The 17,591-nt window shown below is 74.8% G+C and carries 16 protein-coding genes; 5 read left to right on the forward strand and 11 right to left on the reverse strand.

What is annotated here, in order from left to right; translation table 11 throughout:
- Positions 1 to 249 precede the first annotated feature (249 nt).
- Complete coding sequence (gene pdxR, locus ACZ5D2_RS39910; protein WP_371677049.1) at positions 250 to 1,665, reverse strand: MocR-like pyridoxine biosynthesis transcription factor PdxR; 1,416 nt, start codon at positions 1,663 to 1,665, stop codon at positions 250 to 252.
- A gap of 46 nt (positions 1,666 to 1,711) precedes the next feature.
- On the opposite strand from pdxR, the gene ACZ5D2_RS39915 reads away from it, so the two are divergent.
- Positions 1,712 to 2,212: a carboxymuconolactone decarboxylase family protein gene (locus ACZ5D2_RS39915; protein ID WP_371677050.1), complete on the forward strand. Its 501-nt coding sequence runs from the start codon at positions 1,712 to 1,714 to the stop codon at positions 2,210 to 2,212.
- A 57-nt stretch (positions 2,213 to 2,269) separates the two neighbouring features.
- Here the strand turns inward: ACZ5D2_RS39915 and ACZ5D2_RS39920 are convergent, their stop codons facing one another.
- The 5 genes from ACZ5D2_RS39920 to ACZ5D2_RS39940 form a co-directional block, all read right to left on the reverse strand.
- Positions 2,270 to 3,277, reverse strand: coding sequence for a hypothetical protein (locus ACZ5D2_RS39920; protein ID WP_468936551.1), 1,008 nt, complete (start codon positions 3,275 to 3,277; stop codon positions 2,270 to 2,272).
- A gap of 3 nt (positions 3,278 to 3,280) precedes the next feature.
- Positions 3,281 to 3,652 (reverse strand): hypothetical protein, encoded by a 372-nt coding sequence (locus ACZ5D2_RS39925; RefSeq protein ID WP_371677052.1) that lies wholly within the window; start codon positions 3,650 to 3,652, stop codon positions 3,281 to 3,283.
- Positions 3,642 to 5,348: a hypothetical protein gene (locus ACZ5D2_RS39930; protein WP_468936555.1), complete on the reverse strand. Its 1,707-nt coding sequence runs from the start codon at positions 5,346 to 5,348 to the stop codon at positions 3,642 to 3,644. Before ACZ5D2_RS39930 ends, ACZ5D2_RS39925 begins: the two co-directional genes overlap by 11 nt.
- Before the next feature lie 219 nt (positions 5,349 to 5,567).
- Positions 5,568 to 6,557 carry a malate dehydrogenase gene (locus ACZ5D2_RS39935; protein ID WP_266841269.1) on the reverse strand — a complete coding sequence of 330 codons (990 nt, stop codon included), beginning with the start codon at positions 6,555 to 6,557 and terminating at the stop codon, positions 5,568 to 5,570.
- A gap of 238 nt (positions 6,558 to 6,795) precedes the next feature.
- A complete protein-coding gene (locus ACZ5D2_RS39940; RefSeq protein WP_371681184.1) occupies positions 6,796 to 7,398 on the reverse strand; it encodes a short chain dehydrogenase in 603 nt (200 codons plus the stop codon).
- 80 nt (positions 7,399 to 7,478) lie between these two features.
- Here ACZ5D2_RS39940 and ACZ5D2_RS39945 point away from each other — a divergent pair, with 80 nt between their 5' ends.
- Positions 7,479 to 8,375, forward strand: a complete 897-nt coding sequence (locus tag ACZ5D2_RS39945) for a LysR family transcriptional regulator (protein ID WP_371677054.1) — start codon at positions 7,479 to 7,481, stop codon at positions 8,373 to 8,375.
- On the opposite strand, the gene ACZ5D2_RS39950 is transcribed toward ACZ5D2_RS39945, so the two are convergent.
- The gene (locus ACZ5D2_RS39950; protein WP_468936560.1) at positions 8,362 to 8,919 is read right to left on the reverse strand and encodes a DUF3017 domain-containing protein; all 558 of its coding nucleotides are present in this window, start codon (positions 8,917 to 8,919) and stop codon (positions 8,362 to 8,364) included. The genes ACZ5D2_RS39945 and ACZ5D2_RS39950 overlap by 14 nt on opposite strands.
- A complete protein-coding gene (locus ACZ5D2_RS39955; RefSeq protein WP_371677056.1) occupies positions 8,909 to 9,769 on the reverse strand; it encodes a bifunctional methylenetetrahydrofolate dehydrogenase/methenyltetrahydrofolate cyclohydrolase in 861 nt (286 codons plus the stop codon). Before ACZ5D2_RS39955 ends, ACZ5D2_RS39950 begins: the two co-directional genes overlap by 11 nt.
- A 252-nt stretch (positions 9,770 to 10,021) precedes the next feature.
- Between ACZ5D2_RS39955 and ACZ5D2_RS39960 the strand changes: the two genes are divergently transcribed.
- The gene (locus tag ACZ5D2_RS39960) at positions 10,022 to 10,717 is read left to right on the forward strand and encodes an RDD family protein (RefSeq protein ID WP_371677057.1); all 696 of its coding nucleotides are present in this window, start codon (positions 10,022 to 10,024) and stop codon (positions 10,715 to 10,717) included.
- Between the two features lie 64 nt (positions 10,718 to 10,781).
- On the opposite strand, the gene purH is transcribed toward ACZ5D2_RS39960, so the two are convergent.
- Together purH and purN are read right to left on the reverse strand one after the other, a co-directional pair.
- Positions 10,782 to 12,371, reverse strand: a complete 1,590-nt coding sequence (gene purH, locus ACZ5D2_RS39965; RefSeq protein WP_468936565.1) for a bifunctional phosphoribosylaminoimidazolecarboxamide formyltransferase/IMP cyclohydrolase — start codon at positions 12,369 to 12,371, stop codon at positions 10,782 to 10,784.
- Positions 12,368 to 12,991 (reverse strand): phosphoribosylglycinamide formyltransferase, encoded by a 624-nt coding sequence (purN, locus tag ACZ5D2_RS39970; RefSeq protein WP_030230885.1) that lies wholly within the window; start codon positions 12,989 to 12,991, stop codon positions 12,368 to 12,370. Before purN ends, purH begins: the two co-directional genes overlap by 4 nt.
- A 225-nt stretch (positions 12,992 to 13,216) precedes the next feature.
- Between purN and ACZ5D2_RS39975 the strand changes: the two genes are divergently transcribed.
- The gene (locus ACZ5D2_RS39975; RefSeq protein ID WP_371677059.1) at positions 13,217 to 13,819 is read left to right on the forward strand and encodes a hypothetical protein; all 603 of its coding nucleotides are present in this window, start codon (positions 13,217 to 13,219) and stop codon (positions 13,817 to 13,819) included.
- Positions 13,820 to 14,073: 254 nt separating this feature from the next.
- On the opposite strand, the gene ACZ5D2_RS39980 is transcribed toward ACZ5D2_RS39975, so the two are convergent.
- Positions 14,074 to 15,744 (reverse strand): cell division protein PerM, encoded by a 1,671-nt coding sequence (locus tag ACZ5D2_RS39980; protein WP_468936569.1) that lies wholly within the window; start codon positions 15,742 to 15,744, stop codon positions 14,074 to 14,076.
- Positions 15,745 to 15,863: 119 nt separating this feature from the next.
- Here ACZ5D2_RS39980 and ACZ5D2_RS39985 point away from each other — a divergent pair, with 119 nt between their 5' ends.
- On the forward strand, positions 15,864 to 17,474 hold the full coding sequence (locus ACZ5D2_RS39985) for a helix-turn-helix domain-containing protein (protein WP_468936573.1): 1,611 nt from the start codon (positions 15,864 to 15,866) through the stop codon (positions 17,472 to 17,474).
- The last annotated feature ends 117 nt before the right edge of the window (positions 17,475 to 17,591 follow it).

The following is a 17,591-nucleotide window of genomic DNA, read 5'->3' on the forward strand; positions in this document are numbered from 1 at the left end:
GTACGTCCAGTACGCGGGCTTCCGGTCGGCACGCCGAGAGCACGCACCGGACGCCGCTCCTTCCCCACGGACATCCGTCAGACACCCCCTAGCCGGCCGCCCCGCCACCGCCCCGGCGGGGTGGCCCCCCGGCCCCGGGCGCACCACGCCCGGGGCCGGGGCGGTGCCGGGGCCCGGGGTCCAGTGGCCGGGGCCGGGCGAAGGGCCCGGGGGGGCCGGGGGCCCGGGGGCCCGGCGGGGCGCGCCGTGTCACGGCAGCGCGGCGACCAGGGCGGCGAGGGTCGGGGCGAAGGCGCTGTCGGACGGGGTGCCGTAGCCGACGACCAGGGCCTCGCGCGGGGGCATCGCCGAGTCGGGGTGGCGGTAGGTGCCCAGGCCCTCCAGCGCCAGGTCCTGCCAGGCGGCGGACCGCAGCAGGGCCCGCTCCGTGCCCGGCGGGAGGTCCAGTACGGCGTGCAGTCCGGCGGCGACCCCGGAGACCGGGACCCGTCCCGCCACCGCCGCGACCAGCGCGTCCCGGCGGCGCCGGTAGCGCAGCCGCATGCCGCGCACGTGGCGGTCGTAGGCCCCGGAGGTGATGAACTCCGCGAGGGTGAGCTGGTCGAGGGCGCTCGAACTCCAGTCGGTCCGGCCCTTGGCCTCCAGCACCTCCTCCAGCAGGTCCGGCGGTACCACCATCCACCCCATCCGCAGCCCCGGCGCGAGGGACTTGCTGGCGGTGCCGAGGTAGACCACCCGGTCCGGGTCCAGGCCCTGGAGGGCTCCGACGGACTGGCGGTCGTAGCGGAACTCCCCGTCGTAGTCGTCCTCCAGGATGAACCCGCCGCTGGTGCGCGCCCAGTCCACCGCCGCCGCCCGCCGCTGCGGGGTGAGGGCGGCGCCGGTGGGGAACTGGTGCGCCGGGGTGAGCAGCACCGCGCCGGTGCGGGGGCCGAACCCCGCCAGATCGGTGGTGCGGGCCCCGGCCCCGTCGACCCACAGCGGGCGGGTGCGCAAGCCGGCCCCGGCCAGCAGGTCGCGGTGGATGTCGAGGCTGTACCCCTCCACCGCCACCTCCCGCACCCGGCGCGCCCGCAGCACCGCGCCGAGGAGCCGCAGTCCGTGCGCGAACCCGGAGCACAGCACGATCCGGTCCGGGTCGGCGTACACCCCGCGGGCCCTGGCCAGGTATCCGGCGAGGGCCTCGCGCAGCTCCGGCCGGCCGCGTACGTCGAGCCCGTAGCCGAAGGCGTCGTTGGGGGCGTCGGTGAGGGCCCGCCGGGCGGCCGCCAGCCAGCCGGCCCGCGGGAACCCGCCGAGGTCCGGGGAACCGGGGATCAGGCTGTACGAGAGCCCCCGGCGCGCGGGGTGGCGGACCCGCGCGGCGCCCGCGGGGCGGCGCGGCCGGGCGCGTTCGGCGACCCGGGTGCCGGAGCCCTGGCGGGCGGTCAGCCAGCCCTCGGCGACGAGCTCCCCGTACGCCTCGGCGACCGTGTTGCGGGCGATCCCGAGGTCGGCGGCGAAGGACCGGGAGGACGGCAGCCGGGTGCCCGGCGCCAGCCGCCCGCTCCGCGCGGCCTCCCGCAGCTCCTCCGTGAGCGCGGCCCGCAGACCGCGCCCGCCCCGTACCGCGGCCGACAGGTCCAGATGGAGGTCGGCCCCAAGAGTGGCCCAAGATCCGGTCATGGATATGGACCATATCCGCGGGCCGCCCGCTCCGTACGGTGGTGCCATGACCAACGAAACGAAGACCACCGAACTGGCCGCCGAGCACACCCCCCGCATGAACCTCGCCAAGCACGCGCCCGCGTTCTACAAGGCCGTCCTCGGCATGGAGATGGCCGCCGTCAAGGGCCTGGACGAGACCCTGGTCGAGCTGGTCAAGATCCGCGCGTCGCAGATCAACCACTGCGCCTTCTGCCTGGACATGCACACGAAGGACGCGATCGCGCAGGGCGAGACCATCGAGCGGATCGTGCAGCTCTCCGCCTGGGAGGAGTCGCGGCACTTCTACACGGAGAAGGAGCTGGCGGCGATCGAGCTGACCGAGGCCGTCACCGTCCTGACGGACGGCTTCGTCCCCGACGAGGTGTACGCGAAGGCGGCGGCCCACTTCGAGGAGGCCGAGCTGGCCCAGCTGATCGCCGTGATCGCGACGATCAACGTGTGGAACCGCATCAGCGTCACCACGCGCAGCGTCCCGGGCCACTACACGGTGGGCATGTACAAGTAGCCGCACCGCGCGTGCCCCGGCCGTCCTGCGGCCGGGGCACGCCCGTGACTGGGTCGGTCACTCCGGCCGGAAGGAGTCCAGGGCCGCCGTCAGGTGCGCGCGCACCGTCGGGGAGTCCGTGGCCGGTCCGGCCGCCAGCAGCGCCCACCGCTTGCCGTCGGTGGCGGTGACGATCCGCTCCATGCCCCTGCGGCGGCCGTGGGACTCGGCGCTGTCGTACTCGTAGACCAGTTCGCAGGCTCCGCCCGCGACCGGGTCGAGGGAGACCTGCCGGTAGGCGGGGGTGCCGTCGTCCAGGCGTTGCGAGGACATCCGCAGCAGCTCGCACGAGCCGGTGGCGGAGTCCTCGGTGACCCGGAAGATCTGGAGCAGGGCGCTGCGGTCACCGGGCGGGCGGTAGAAGGATCCGCTGCCGGTCTCGTCGTGGCTGGGCTGCCAGCCGGTGGGGACGGCGACCGAGAAGCCGCTCTCGTTGCGCACCACGGTGTACCCCGCTCCGGCGCCGGCCGAGGGGGAGGCCGTGGTGCTCGCGCTCGGGCCCGGCGGGGAGCTACGGGGGCCCGTGGGCTCCGTGGTCCGCCCCTGCGAGGGCGCGCTCGTGGCGGGAGGGCCGGGGGCCGCGGCCGGCTCGCCCTTCCCGCCCAGCAGCATCCACGCCGCGACGGCCGACCCGCCCGCGACGGCCGCCACGAGCCCCACCAGCAACGGGGTCCGCCACTGCCCGGCCCCGCCACCGCCGCTGCCACCGCTGCCGCCGCTGCCACCGCCCGGTGTGTACCGCGGGGGCTGCGGTGGCGGCGGCGGTGGCGGGGCCGGGGGGAGCGGCGGGAGCGGCGGCGGGGGCTGCAGGGTCGAGGACGGCTGCGCGGGCCAGAACCCGTACCCGGGCGGCGGCGCGGCCGGCAGGGTCGAGGGCTCGGCGGCGGACGGAGCGGCGGACGGGTCGGCGGACAACGGATCGGCGGCCGACGGATCGGCGGCCGGTCCCGGCTGCGCGCCCCACTCCCACCGCTGCGACTGCGAGTTCCACCAGGGGGCGCCGGAAGCGCCGTCGGGCGAGGACACCGGTCAGCCTCCCAGCGAGACGAGCAGTTCGCCCAGGGCGGTGGCCGCGCTCACGGACTCCACCAGCGGGGCCCAGCGCACCAGCGCCCCGCGCAGCCGTGCGGCGAGGCCGGGCCGGATCTCACCGGCCTCCTCCAGCTCCCCGGCGGCCTCGTCCAGTTCGGCGTCGAGCGCCGTCCGGTCCTCGCCGCGGGGCAGCCGGACGAGGGCGGCCCGCAGTTCGAGGACGGCCTCCAGCAGCTCCGCGGCGCCGGGCGCCGCCGCTCCCGTACCGCCGTGGTGCACGGTGTTGGTGTGCCCGCTGCCGCCGATGCTGAAGGCGCTGCCGCTGATCCCGCCGATCCGGACCGAGGGCTCTCCATCGTCATTTGCCACCGCTGCTCCCCTTTCCGCCCGCACCGCCGCCGCCGGCGGTGTTGTGGTGTCCTGTGCCGCCGACGCTGAAGGCGCTGCCGTTCACCGACTGGATGAACACGCCGCCCTCGGCGACGTGGACCGCGCGCTGTGCGAATTCCGCCGTGTGCCAGCCCGCTTCGTGCAGAGCGACGGTAACCCCGCTGACGACCCGGTCCTGAATCGTTTTCAGATACCGGTCCAGGTCCATGAGGTGGAAGAGGGAGCCGTCCTCCTCCGCGGCGATCTCCCGCACCGACAGCTCCGGCCCCTCGGGGCGGGCCCCGCCGTGGCCGCCGGTGACGATCCGCCACCAGCTCGCGACGCCGCGGCCGAGGGTGGCGAGGGCGCCGGTGAAGGAACGGGGGGTGGCGGCGAGCGCCGCGACGGCCTTGCCGAACCAGGTGTTGTGCAGGAGCCGGTGGGCCTCCGCGTCGGCCCGCTGGAACCGGGTGCGTACGGGGAGCAGTACGTGCGGGGCCACTTCCAGCATCAGCATGCGGCCCTGGGTGTGGACCCGGACGAAGACGGTCACGACGAGGTTCTCGTCCCAGCCGCCGACCCGGACGCGCAGGAAGTGCCTGCGCCGCTCCCCGCCCTCCTCGATGGCGCCGGAGCGGTGTTCGGCGAACTGCCGCGGGCTCAGCGGTGCCGCGTCCCGGTGCGGCAGGCCTCCGGCCGGGAGGAAGACGCACTCGTCGACGACCAGTTCGCGCAGCCGGTCCAGGACGGCGGCCTCGGCCTGCGGGGAGCCGTGCGGGGACGGTACGCGCAGGGCGTGCAGCAGCGGCACGATGCGCCCGACGATGTGGGCGTTGGTGACGGCCTGCGGCGTGCGGTCGGGGCCGAGGTCCTCCCGGGGGCGCAGTTCGACGGACAGCTGCCAGGGCCGGAAGGCGTCCCCGGCCCCGGTGAAGGGGCCGTTGATGTCGTACATGACGAGCGGGGCGTGCTGTTCGGCCCGGATCCGGTCGCGGACGCGGGCGTAGCGCACGCCCGGCGAGGCCTCGGCGGGATCGCCGGACTGCTCGGCGTAGCGCTCCGGGGACAGCTCGGTGGCGACGATGCGGGCGGCGTGCCCGCGCTGGAGCCCGACGACGGCCACGACCGCGGCGAAGACGACGGGGGCCAGCCACAGCGCGGCGGGCACGCCGTCGTCGTACGGGTAGCCGCCGGGGTCACCGCCGAATCCGCTGCCGTAGCGGCCGTCGGGGACGCCGGGGGTCACGAGGTCGCCGACGCCGGGGAAGAAGAAGCCGGCGAACTCGCCCAGGGGGCCGTGCAGGGAGATCCAGACGCCCACCAGGACCGCGGCGAACGACCACCAGGCGTAGATCCGGACCAGTACGGACAGGAAGCGCAGCAGGACGTTGCTCCGGGCACGGAGCCAGCGGGCGAGGCTCAGCAGCACGAAGGGGAACAGCAGCAGGGCGAGCAGGCCGCCGGTCAGCAGCGAGCCGACGAACCAGGCGCCGAGGACGCCTGCGGCCCAGGCGAGTTCGATGCGGCGGGCGCGCAGCGCGTGGGCCAGGACCCGGGCCGCGTCGAATCCGTAGGACGGAGCGGCGATGCGCTCCTCGTGCACGAAGAGTTCGTCGATCACCCGGTCGCGGTACGCCGCGTCGAGGTAGGTGCCCGCGCACAGCAGGCGGCCGGCCTCGCTGACGGCGGGATGCACGGGCGGACGGCCGGCCCGTTGGTCCGTCCGGGCGTCACCGCCGGGCTGAGGGGGAATCAGGTGACCGGTCACCGGCCGACCTTATTTTCCACCTACACGCACCCGACAGGTGAAAACACGCCAAAGCGCCCCGGTCGCGTTTGACCGGGGCGCAAGGACGTTCGTACAGGTCAGACGATCAGATCAAACGATCGGACCGGCCGTCCTGCCGGGTATGGCTCAGATGAGGCCGAGCTCGCGGACCGCGTCGCGCTCCTCGACGAGCTCCGCCACGGACGCGTCGATGCGCGCACGGGAGAACTCGTTGATGTCCAGGCCCTGGACGATCTCGTACTTGCCGTCCTTGGTGGTGACGGGGAAGGAGGAGATGATGCCCTCCGGGACGCCGTAGGAGCCGTCCGACGGGATGCCCATCGAGGTCCAGTCGCCCGCGGCGGTGCCGTTGACCCAGGTGTGCACGTGGTCGATGGCGGCGTTGGCGGCCGAGGCGGCCGAGGACGCGCCACGGGCCTCGATGATCGCGGCGCCGCGCTTGGCGACGGTCGGGATGAAGGTGTCGCCGAGCCACACCTCGTCGCCCACGACCTCGGCGGCGTTCTTGCCGGCGATCTCCGCGTGGAAGATGTCGGGGTACTGGGTCGCCGAGTGGTTGCCCCAGATGGTCAGGCGCTTGATGTCGGTGACGTCGGCGCCGGTCTTCTTCGCGAGCTGCGAGATCGCGCGGTTGTGATCCAGGCGGGTCATCGCGGTGAAGCGCTCGGCCGGGACGTCCGGGGCGGCGGCCTGCGCGATGAGCGCGTTGGTGTTGGCCGGGTTGCCCACGACCAGGACCTTGATGTCGTCCGCGGCGTGCGCGTTGATCGCGGCGCCCTGCGGCTTGAAGATGCCGCCGTTGGCGGAGAGCAGGTCACCGCGCTCCATGCCCTTGGTACGCGGGCGGGCGCCCACGAGCAGCGCGACGTTGGCGCCGGCGAAGCCCTGGTTCGGGTCGTCGAAGATGTCGATGCCCTTGAGCAGCGGGAAGGCGCAGTCGTCGAGCTCCATGGCGGTGCCCTCGGCGGCCTTCATGCCCTGCGGGATCTCCAGCAGGCGGAGCTTGACCGGCACGTCCGCGCCGAGCAGGTGGCCGGAGGCGATGCGGAAGAGCAGCGCGTAGCCGATCTGGCCGGCGGCGCCGGTCACGGTGACATTCACGGGAGTGCGGGTCATGGCCTTCTCCGTTAGACAGCTGGCGGTGGGGCGTCCCTGCCCCATGTGCTGGGCCCCAAGTTCTGGGAGGACGCCGCTTCCTTGTCCTTACGAATCTTGACGTGAAGAGACATCCGCGGTCAGGCTATCCGACCCGCGGGGCCCCCAACCCCCGGGTCCCTGTGGTCCACGGCACACGGACCCGTCGGATCGAAGGCGGGACCCGGTCCGGGCCCCGCCCACCAGCCGCCCCCGGGCACTACTCCACCCGGAAGATCTCCCCCGTCCGGTGTCCCTCGACCGACTTGACGTAGGCGTTCGCCGCGCGGGCGACCGGCACCGCGTCGAATCCGGCGAAGGTGTCCCCGTAGACGCCGAGGGACTCGGTGAACACGGTGGGGCTGACGGCGTTGATCCGCTGACGGCCCGGCAGTTCGATCGCGGCGGCCCGCACGAAGGCCTCGACCGCGCCGTTGGCGAGGGAGGCGACCGAGCCGGTGAGCAGGGGCTCGCGGGCCAGGATGCCGGTGATCAGGGTGTACGAGGCGTGCGCGGGCAGCCGGGTGACTCCCTGGCGGACCAGCTCGATCTGGCTGACGGCCTTGCCCTCCAGGCCGGCCCGGACGTCGGCGGTGGTGAGCTCGCCCAGCGGGCGCCACGGGACGGAGCCGGCCGCGCAGGCCACCGCGTCGACGGGGCCGGCCGCCTCGTACATCGCCCGGACGGAGTCGGGGTCGGTGATGTCGACGCGGACGTCCGCGTCCTTCCGGGAGGCGGTGACGACCTCGTGGCCGCGCTCGCGCAGGGCCGTGTGCACCGCGCGGCCGAGCGTGCCGCCGGCGCCGATCAGGAGCACCTTCAAGGGATTCATGGCACGAGCATCGCCCCGGCCGCAATGTGAAGTCCAGCTACCTTCACTACAGCAATCATTAAGATGAACTCATGCTTGATGTGAAGCGGATGGTCATCCTGCGGGACCTGGCGGAACACGGAAAGGTGACCGCGGTCGCCGAGCTGCACCGCGTCACCCCCTCCGCCGTCTCCCAGCAGCTGAGGGCGCTGGAGGCCGAGGCCGGAGCCGCCCTCGTCGAACGGGACGGGCGCGGACTGCGCCTCACCCCCGCGGGCGTCGCCCTGGCCGCCGCCTGCGACCCGGTCCTGGCCGCGCTGGAACGCGCCGAGGGGGCGGTACGGGCCCTGGACGCCGGACCGGTCGGGGAGCTGCACGTCGGCTGCGCCCCGAGCGCGCTGGCGACGGTGGCCGCCCCGCTGGTCGCCGCCCTCGCCGCACGCCATCCGGGACTGCGGCCGCGGATCGTGCAGGCCGATCCGGAGGAGGCGCTGCCGCTGCTGCGCGGGCGCCGCCTGGACCTGGCGGTGACCTACGCGTACCCGTTGCTCGGCGCCCCGCCCGCGAGCGGCACCACCGCCGTCCCGCTGTTCGACGACCCGCTCTGCCTGGCGCTGCCCGAGGCCCTGCTCCCGGCCTACGGGCGGGACGGGCTGGCGGCGCTGCGGGACGCCGACTGGGTCTCGGCGCCCGCCCCGAGCAGCTGCCGGGAGATGCTCCTGCACGCCTGCCGCAACGCCGGGTTCACCCCGCGGATCGCGCACGAGTGCGGGGACCTGCGGGCCGGGCTGTGGCTGGTGGCGGCCGGGCGGGCCGCCTCGATCCTGCCGGGACTGCTGTGCGACGCGCCGCCGCCCGGCACGGCGGTGGTGGAACTGCCGGGCCGGGGGCGGGTCCTGGAGGCGCTGGTCCGGGCGGGCGCCGAGACCCGGCCGGCCGTCGCGGCCGCGCTGGCCGCGCTGACCGCGCTCCCGGTCAGCGGACGGTGACGCGGACCGCACTCTCCAGGAAGGGGATGTCCAGCAGGGGCTTGGGCTCCATGGCCACCGCGAGCAGCGTGATCGCCACACCGAGCAGCCCGTACGTGATCATGTCCGTGAAGCGGGAACGCACCGCGAGCATGCCCACCGAGGGCAGGAAGCGGCGCATCGCGGCAGCCGCGATCAGGGCGATGCCGATCATGAGGCAGCCGGCCCGCGGATGCCCCGTCGCCGTGGTCAGCAGCCCGGCGGCGGTGGCCGCCAGGACGCTGAGCATCGGCCACTGACGGACCGGCGTGGACACCGCCCCGGGGACGGCGCGCCCGCTGCCCTCGGGACGTACGGTGCCCTCGGTGACGGAGGGGAACCGCCGCGACCTCGCGGCCCCCGCCCGCGACGGCTCCGCCTGCCCGGGGGCCCGCTCCGGCTCCGGCCCGCGCTGCCCCTCTCGTTCCGGCTCTCGTTCCGGCTCTCGTTCCGGCCCGCGCTGCGGCTCGCGCTCCGGCCCCATCGGCCGCCCGACAGCGCCGGGCTCGTCGTGCTCAGCCCGCACTGGGGGTCCGCTCCGCCGCCTCGACCACGTTGACCAGCAGCTGCGCTCGGGTCATCGGACCGACCCCGCCCGGGTTCGGGGAGATCCACCCCGCCACCTCGGCGACGCCCGGGTGCACGTCCCCGACGATCTTGCCGTTCTCGTCGCGGCTGACGCCGACGTCGAGCACGGCCGCGCCCGGCTTCACGTCCTGCGGCTTCACCAGGTGCGCGACGCCCGCCGCCGCGATGACGATGTCCGCCTGGCGCAGCAGCCCGGACAGGTCGCGCGTACCGGTGTGGCACAGGGTGACGGTCGCGTTCTCGGACTTGCGGGTCAGCAGCAGCCCGATGGACCGGCCGACGGTGATGCCGCGTCCGAGGACGACGACGTGGGCGCCGTTCAGCTCGACGCCGTGGTGGCGCAGCAGCTCGACGATGCCGTACGGCGTGCAGGGCAGCGGGCCCGGCTCGTTGAGGACCAGCCGGCCCAGCGACATGGGGTGCAGGCCGTCGGCGTCCTTGAGCGGGTCCATCAGTTCGAGGACGCGGTTGGTGTCGATGCCCTTGGGGAGCGGCAGTTGGACGATGTAGCCGGTGCAGGCCGGGTTGGCGTTCAGCTCCCGCACGACCTCCTCGATGTCCTCCTGGGAGGCCGTCGCGGGCAGTTCGCGCTGGATGGAGGCGATGCCGACCTCGGCGCAGTCCTTGTGCTTGCCGTTGACGTACCAGCGGCTGCCCGGATCGTCTCCGACCAGCAGGGTGCCGAGGCCGGGGGTGATACCCCGCTCCTTCAGCGCCGCCACTCGGGCGGTCAGTTCGGACTTGATCGCGGCTGCGGTGGCCTTGCCATCGAGAATCTGGGCGGTCATACCGCCATCCTCCCGGATGTGGTGGTCCCGGTTCCAGTCGGCGGCGGCCGGAATGCGGTCTTCATTGCACTTGCACAACAAGTCGGGTCCTCTGCGACAACCGGCTGGACAAGGCCGGTGCGGGCCCACCACGATGACGGTCGGCAAGACGATCGAAAGAGTGCCGCGGGCAGTGCCGGGGGGCGTACCGCAGAAAGCAGATGTCCTCCGTGCGTGCCGTGCGTCCCCGCACTTCACGGAGGAAAGACCCAGATGAGCTTCGGCGACCCGAACAACCCGTACGGGCAGCAGCAGCCGCCGGCCCCGCAGGGCCAGCCCGGCTACGGCTACCCCCAGCAGGCCCCGCAGGGCGTGCCGCCGCAGGGCGGCTACGGATACCCGCAGCAGGGCCAGCAGCCGTACGGCGCGCCCGGCCAGTACCCGGTAGGCCAGCCCGGCGCCCCCGTGCCGGAGGGGTTCGCGAACGTCCCCGGTCTGGGTCCCGTCGAGGTTGGCACCTACGGCGGCCGGTTCGGCGCGCGCCTGCTGGACATGATCTTCGCGTACATCATCGTGATAATCCTCAACATCATCATCTTCGGCGCCGCGTTCGCCGGATCCAGCGGCAGCAGCGACAGCGCGGCGAGCGGCTTCGCCATCGGTTCGCTCATCGCATCCCTGCTCGTCTCCGCGCTGACGTTCATCTTCTACGACGTCATCTTCGTGAGCACGATGGGCAGCACCCCCGGCAAGATGATCCTCGGCATGCGGATCGTCAACTCGCGCACCGGCCAGAAGCCCAGCTTCGGCCCCGCGCTGGTCCGCTGGGGCTTCCCGATCGGCCTGGGCTACATCACCTGCGGCCTCGGCTACATCCTCATCGTGATCTCCCCGTTCTTCGACAACACCGGGCAGCTCCGCGGCTGGCACGACAAGGCCGCCAACACCCTGGTCATCAAGAAGCGCTGAGGCGTTCACACGGCGAAGGCCGCCACCCGCACCAGCGGGTGGCGGCCTTCGCCGTATCCGTGCCTCAGTGGAAGAAGTGGCGGGTGCCGGTGAAGTACATCGTCACCCCGGCCTTCTTCGCGGCCTCGACGACCTGCTCGTCCCGGACCGAACCGCCCGGCTGGACCACGGCCTTGATGCCCGCGGCGGTGAGGATCTCCAGCCCGTCCGGGAAGGGGAAGAAGGCGTCGGACGCGGCGTACGAGCCCTGCGCGCGCTCGGCGCCCGCCCGCTCGACGGCGAGCTTCGCCGAGTCGACGCGGTTGACCTGGCCCATGCCGACGCCGACCGAGGCACCGTCCTTGGCCAGCAGGATCGCGTTGGACTTGACGGCGCGGCAGGCCTTCCACGCGAAGGCGAGACCGGCCAGCTCCTCGGCGGACAGCGCGTCGCCGGTGGCCAGCGTCCAGTTCGCCGGGTCGTCGCCCTCGGCCTGGAGGCGGTCGGTGACCTGGAGCAGCGCACCGCCGTCGATCGGCTTGACTTCGACCGGGTTGGCGGGGCCACCCTCCGCGCGCAGCACGCGGATGTTCTTCTTGCGGGCCAGCACCTCGACCGCGCCGTCCTCGTACGCCGGGGCGACGATGACCTCGGTGAAGATCTCGGCGACCTGCTCGGCCAGCTCGACGGTGACCGGACGGTTGACGGCGATGACGCCGCCGAACGCCGACAGCGGGTCGCAGGCGTGCGCCTTGCGGTGCGCCTCGGCGACGTCCGCGCCGGTGGCGATGCCGCACGGGTTGGCGTGCTTGATGATCGCCACGCACGGCTCGGCGTGGTCGTACGCGGCCCGGCGCGCGGCGTCGGTGTCCGCGTAGTTGTTGTAGGACATCTCCTTGCCGTGCAGCTGCTCGGCCTCGGCGAGGCCTCCCGTGCCGTCGACGTAGAGCGCGGCGCCCTGGTGCGGGTTCTCGCCGTAACGGAGCACGTTGTTCCGCGCGTACGTGGCGCCGAGGAAGTCGGGGAAGCCGGAGTCGTCCGCGGCGGCGTAGTCGTCGGCGAACCAGGAGGCCACCGCGACGTCGTAGGCCGCCGTGTGCTGGAAGGCCTCGGCCGCGAGCCGCTTGCGGGCGGTCAGGTCGAAACCGCCGCCCCGGGCGGCCGCGAGGACGTCGGCGTAGCGGGCGGGGCTGGTGACGACGGCGACCGACGGGTGGTTCTTGGCGGCGGCGCGGACCATCGACGGGCCGCCGATGTCGATCTGCTCGACGCACTCGTCGGGGGTGGCGCCGGAGGCGACGGTCTCCCGGAAGGGGTAGAGGTTGACGATCACCAGGTCGAAGGGCTCGACGCCCAGCTCGGCGAGCTGGTTGCGGTGGTCCTCCAGGCGCAGGTCGGCGAGGATGCCGGCGTGCACGCGCGGGTGGAGGGTCTTGACCCGCCCGTCGAGGCACTCGGGGAATCCGGTCAGCTCCTCGACCTTGGTGACGGGCACCCCGGCGGCGGCGATCTTCGACGCGGTGGAGCCGGTGGAGACGAGCGAGACGCCCGCCTCGTGCAGGCCGCGGGCCAGCTCTTCCAGTCCCGTCTTGTCGTAGACGCTGACGAGCGCACGCCGGATCGGCCGCTGGGTGGTGGTCGGGTCGTTGCTCTCTACGGAGTCTGCGGCGGTCACTGGATTGTTACCTTTCGTCCCTCAATGCGGTAGCCGTGCCGGGCCAGGCGCCCCACGACGTCGACGAGCAGCTGGCGCTCGACTTCCTTGATGCGCTCATGGAGAGCGGCTTCGTCCTCGCCGTCCCGGATCTCGACGACACCCTGGGCGATGATCGGACCGGTGTCCACGCCGGAATCCACGAAGTGGACGGTGCAGCCGGTGACCTTCGCCCCGTAGGCGAGGGCGTCCCGTACGCCGTGCGCGCCGGGGAAGGCCGGGAGGAGGGCGGGGTGGGTGTTGACGAACCGGCCGCCGAAGCGGTCGATGAAGTTCTTGCCGACGATCTTCATGAATCCGGCGGAGACCACGAGGTCCGGCGCGTGCGCGTCCGTCGCCTCGGTCAGCGCCGCGTCCCACTCCTCGCGGCTGCCGTAGTCCTTGACCGGGCACACGAAAGTGGGGATCCCGGCCTTCTCGGCCCGTTCGAGGCCGGCGATGTTCGCGCGGTCGGCCCCCACCGCGACGACCTCGGCGCCGAATCCCTCGGCTCCGCCGGGGTGCGCGTCGATGGCATCGAGCAGGGCCTGGAGGTTGGTGCCGGAGCCGGAGACCAGCACGACCAGCCGGGAGGCGGGCATGGGAGGCCCTTTCTTACGGGATTGCCGTCGTTCGTCTTGTGTGGTCATACGAAACTTCGGGGTACCGATATACGGGGAACCATACGAAGCCACCGACCGCCTGCAACGATACCGGCACACGGGACCGCCCCCGAGGGACGGGGGGACGGGCGAGCGGTAGCGTCTGGCGTACACCGCACGCCGGGCGCGCGCCCGGCCCACGACACAGGGGAAGTAACGCACTCGATGCCGGACCGCCGTCAGCCCGACCCCTCGACCGACGACAACCCCTTCGCGGCGCCCCCGGAGGGCCGGCCGGACCAGCCGTGGCAGCCCCGGCAACCGCAGCGGCCCCACGACGGCGGCGGCTCCGGCGGGGGCCCGTCCGAGCCCGGCGGCCCCGGGGGCCCGGCCCGTTGGGACCCCATGGACCCGCTCCAGCGGCGCGCGCGGTACGCCCTGCTGGCGGGCATGTGGGGCTTCTTCTTCGGGATCTTCGGGATCCCCTCGGTGGGGCTGCTGCTGGGTGCGCTCGCGATGTACTGGGGCATCAGCGCCCTGCGCGGCCGCCCGGCGGCCAAGGCCGACCCCACGACGGGCACCCCGGCCCGGCCGGCGGGCCTGGACTCCCTGGGCCCGGCGGCCCGGCCGCAGCGCGCGGCGGCGGTCGGCGGCCTGGTGACGGCGTCCATGGCCCTGATGCTGGCGGCGAGCTCGTACGCGTTGCAGCTGGCGTACAAGGACTTCTTCGTCTGCCGCGACGACGCCCTGACCCGCACGGCGGAACTCCAGTGCAACAACCTGCTCCCGGACAACGTCCTGGGCGACATCCTGAAGGTCCAACGCTGACGCACCCCAGCCCGGCCCACGCCTCAGCCCCGGGTCCGGGGCGCGGGCCCAGCGCCGTACCCGCACCGCCCACGCCCGCCGCATCAAGCCCCGCCGGCGACTGAGGCCCGGGGTCCGGGGCTCGGGCCCAGTGCCGCCCCCGCACCACCCACGCCGGCCGAATCAAGCCCCGCCGGCGATTGAGGCCCGGGGTCCGGGGCGGAGCCCCGGGAGCACCCCGCCCCGCCGACGCCCGGGACCGCACGCACGGCCGGTCATGACGGGGGCCGCCGCCGGGCCAGCACCCGCACCCCCACCGCCGGCGGCAGCAATGCTTCCGTCGGCGCCGCCAACAGCGGTACATCGGGGGCGTCCGGAGCCACCACGACCGGCGGAGCCACCGGTTCGGGCGGAGCCACCCGAACCGCCACCACCGGCGAAGCCACCGGCTCCGGCGGAGCCACCACCCCCGCCACCACCGGCGGAGCCACCGGCTCCGGCGGAGCCACCACCCCCGCCACCACCGGCGGAGCCACCGGCGCAGCCGGGGCCGCCGGAGCCGCCACCACCGGCGGAGCCACCGGTCGGGCCGCCTCCCGCAACGCCGCCCAGCGCAGCTCCCGTACCCCCGAGTCGTGCCACGCGTCCTCCCCGCCCCCGCCGGAGGCACCCCGCACCGGCCGGGTCCGCCACATGTGGACCCCCACCGCCAACGGCACCGCCAGCAGCAGCGTCCACCCCGCGGCCGCGCCGCCCACCGCCCACCACACGGGCCCGAAGCCGGCCAGTGCCCGCGACCCGAGCGGCCCGGCCGAAGCCGCCGCCAGGCCCGCCATCGCCAGCCCGCACACCACCGCGCCCAGCGCCGCCGTCAGCGCGGTCTCCCCGGAGGAGACCTCCCGCGCCCGGCGCACCGCGAACCAGCCCACGACCAGCCCGGCCGCCACCGGCACCCCGGCCGCCGCCCAGGTGACGGGCGTTCCCGGCCCCTCCGGCGGCAGCGCCGCGAGCAGCGGGAACCTCGGCAGGGCCGGCGCGCCCGCGAAGCCGAGCGGGGTGGCCGTCACGCCGGCCCCCACCGCGAACCCGGGACCCAGCCCGTACGCCGCGCCCCACACCATGGCGTTGGGGATCAGGGCCAGCGCGAGCAGCAGGACCGCGAACCGCCCGGACCACACCCCGGTCAGCGTCAGGAAGGAGGACTGCACCTCCGCCCCGTGCCATGCCAGCGACGCGCCCACGAGCAGGACGCCGCCGCCCAGCAGAACGAGGGCCCCGGCCGCGCCCGACCGCAGCGCCAGCGCGTAACGGGGGCGCGCGACGGCCTTCCTCGCGCCTCCTGGAATCCAGCCCGGCAGCGGCCCGAGCGGCCTCCCCTTCGCCGACCACACCCCGGCCGCGGCCGCGAGCACCGCCACCAGCGGGACGTGCCAGGCCGCGCTGAGCGGGTCGGCGGGCATCGGCCCCCCGGCGGCGTACACGGTGGCCAGCGCCCCGACGCCCAGGTAGCCGCAGGTGACGGCGGAGAAGACGACGCCGGCCGGCAACACCTCGTCGGCCTCGTCCCCCTCACCGCCCCCGCCGTCCCCGGACGCGCTGCCGAGCCGGGCCGCCCGCCGCATCAGCAGCACCGGCAGTGCCACCAGCAACAGCGGTGTCAGGCCGACGGGCGCGGGCACCCCGGAGAGGGTCTCGTAGCGGACGAGTTCCGTCCCGTGCGCCATCAGCCACAGCCCCGCGGCGAGGTGCAGGGCGCCGCCCGGACCGCTGTCCGGGTAGGGGGAGCTGATCCACAGGACGATCACGAGCACGGCCAGGAAGCCGAGCCCCAGTCCGGCGGCCACGGCGCCGCCCAGCACGCAGGCCGCGGCGGCCGGCGAACGCCGCCTCGCACCTGCCCTCGGGACCGTCGGCAACGAGGTCCCGTGTTCGGTCACTTGGGTCACCCCGCCATGGTGCCAACGACACGCGCTATGGGCGGGTAACAGGCGAATGCCCGTGGTGTCGCTCAATATACGTTTATGTACTTTTTCGCGCAGGACTGTCGGGTCGCGGGGAGTGTGGCATGACACAAGGCGTCGAGACGACCTCCGACGCGGAGCTGGGCCTGCCGTCCCCCAAGGAACGCCGCAGGCTGCGCGAAGCGGGCCGGCTGACCCACGAGGAGGTCGCGGCGGCGGTGGGCGTCACCGCGACGACCGTCCGCTCCTGGGAGACGGGCCGGACCGAACCGCGCGGACGCAAGCGCGAGGTGTACACCGCGCTGCTGGCCCGCCTCGCGGAGGAGCAGGCCGAGGCCGACACCGCCCCGGAGGCGGAGGCGGACGCGGACGCCCCCGGCGCACGGGCCGCCACCACCACCGCCACCACCCCGCTCGAACCGCCCGGCCCTCCCGAACCACCCGCCCCGGAAGCCGTGGACGCTCCCGCCGGGCCCGCCGTCGGCGCAACTCCCCGGGCCGCCACCGGCGGCGTACGGGCCTTCGCGGCGACGGGCGGGGTCCCGGCGCGCGCGGCCGGGCCCGGTACCCGCCCCCGCCCGGCCGGCAAGGGCGCCGCCCGGCCACCCGTCTCCCTGACCCGCCACGAGACGAAACACCCCGTCAGAACCGGGGCCGGCGGGGGCGGCCCCTCCCCCGCGGCCGCCGGCCCGACGGATCCGCCCCCCTCCGCGCCCCCGCGCACGGACCCCGCCCGGCCCGCCCCGCAGGCCGGCGCTCCCGCACGCCCCGACTCCGAGCGGCCCGCCCCGCAGGCCGCCGACCCCGCACGCCCAGACCCCGCCCGACCCGACCCGCAGGCCGCCGACCCCGCGAGCCCCGACCCGGCGCCGCCCGGGGAGTCCGCGCAGCCGCCCCCGACGGAACCCGCGCGGGCCTTCGACGGCCTCTACCTCCGCGCCGCCCCCGCGCTCGTCCGCCAGGCCTACCTGCTCACCGGCCGCCGCGCCCTCGCCCGGCAGTCCGTCGAGCACGCCTTCCGCCAGGCCTGGGGACGCTGGCCGGAGGTGGCCACCGACCCGGATCCCGTCGGCTGGGTCCGGGCCGTCGCGTACCAGTACGCCCTCTCGCCCTGGCACCGGTTCCGCCGCGCGTACCGCACCCCCGACCCGGGCCCGGTCGAACCCGTCGACCGGATGCTGCTGGACGCCCTGCTCGACCTGCCGCCCGTACACCGCAGGACCGTGCTGCTCTACGACGGCATCGGCCTCGACCTGCCCGACACCGCCGCCGAGACCGAGGCCAGCACCCCCGCTGCCGGGCACCGGCTGCTGCGCGCCCACGCCACCCTCGCCGAACGGGTTCCCGGGCTGGCCGACGTACCGCCGGAGAAGCAGTCCGCCGCGCTGCGCGAGCTGCTCGGCGGGCTCCGGCCCGCCGTGCCGCTGGAACCCCGCAGCACCCCGGCCACCATCCGCTCCCTCACCGAGCGCACGGCCCGACGGTGGTCGCGGGCGGCGATCTGCCTCACCGCGGCGATCGCGGTGGCGACCGGGTACACCGCCGTCACCGCGCCGGACCGGTACGAGCCCCCGGTCGCGCCGGGCAGCAGCGTCTCCGGCGTCCCTCCGCACAGCGGCCCGCAGCGGCTCACCGACCAGAGCCGGGAGCTCCGGGAAAGGCTGCGGAGCGACCCGGCGTCCGGCCCCGCCCGGATCTCCCCGGCCCTGGAATGAGGAACGGGCGTGGGGGGGGGGGGGGGGGAGGGGGGGGGGGGGGGGGGGGGGGGGGGGGGGGGGGGGAGGGGGGAAGGGGGGGGGGGGGGGGGGCCCCCCCCCCCTTTTTTGTGGTTT

It is taken from the genome of Streptomyces sp. NPDC031479 (genome assembly GCF_055581065.1).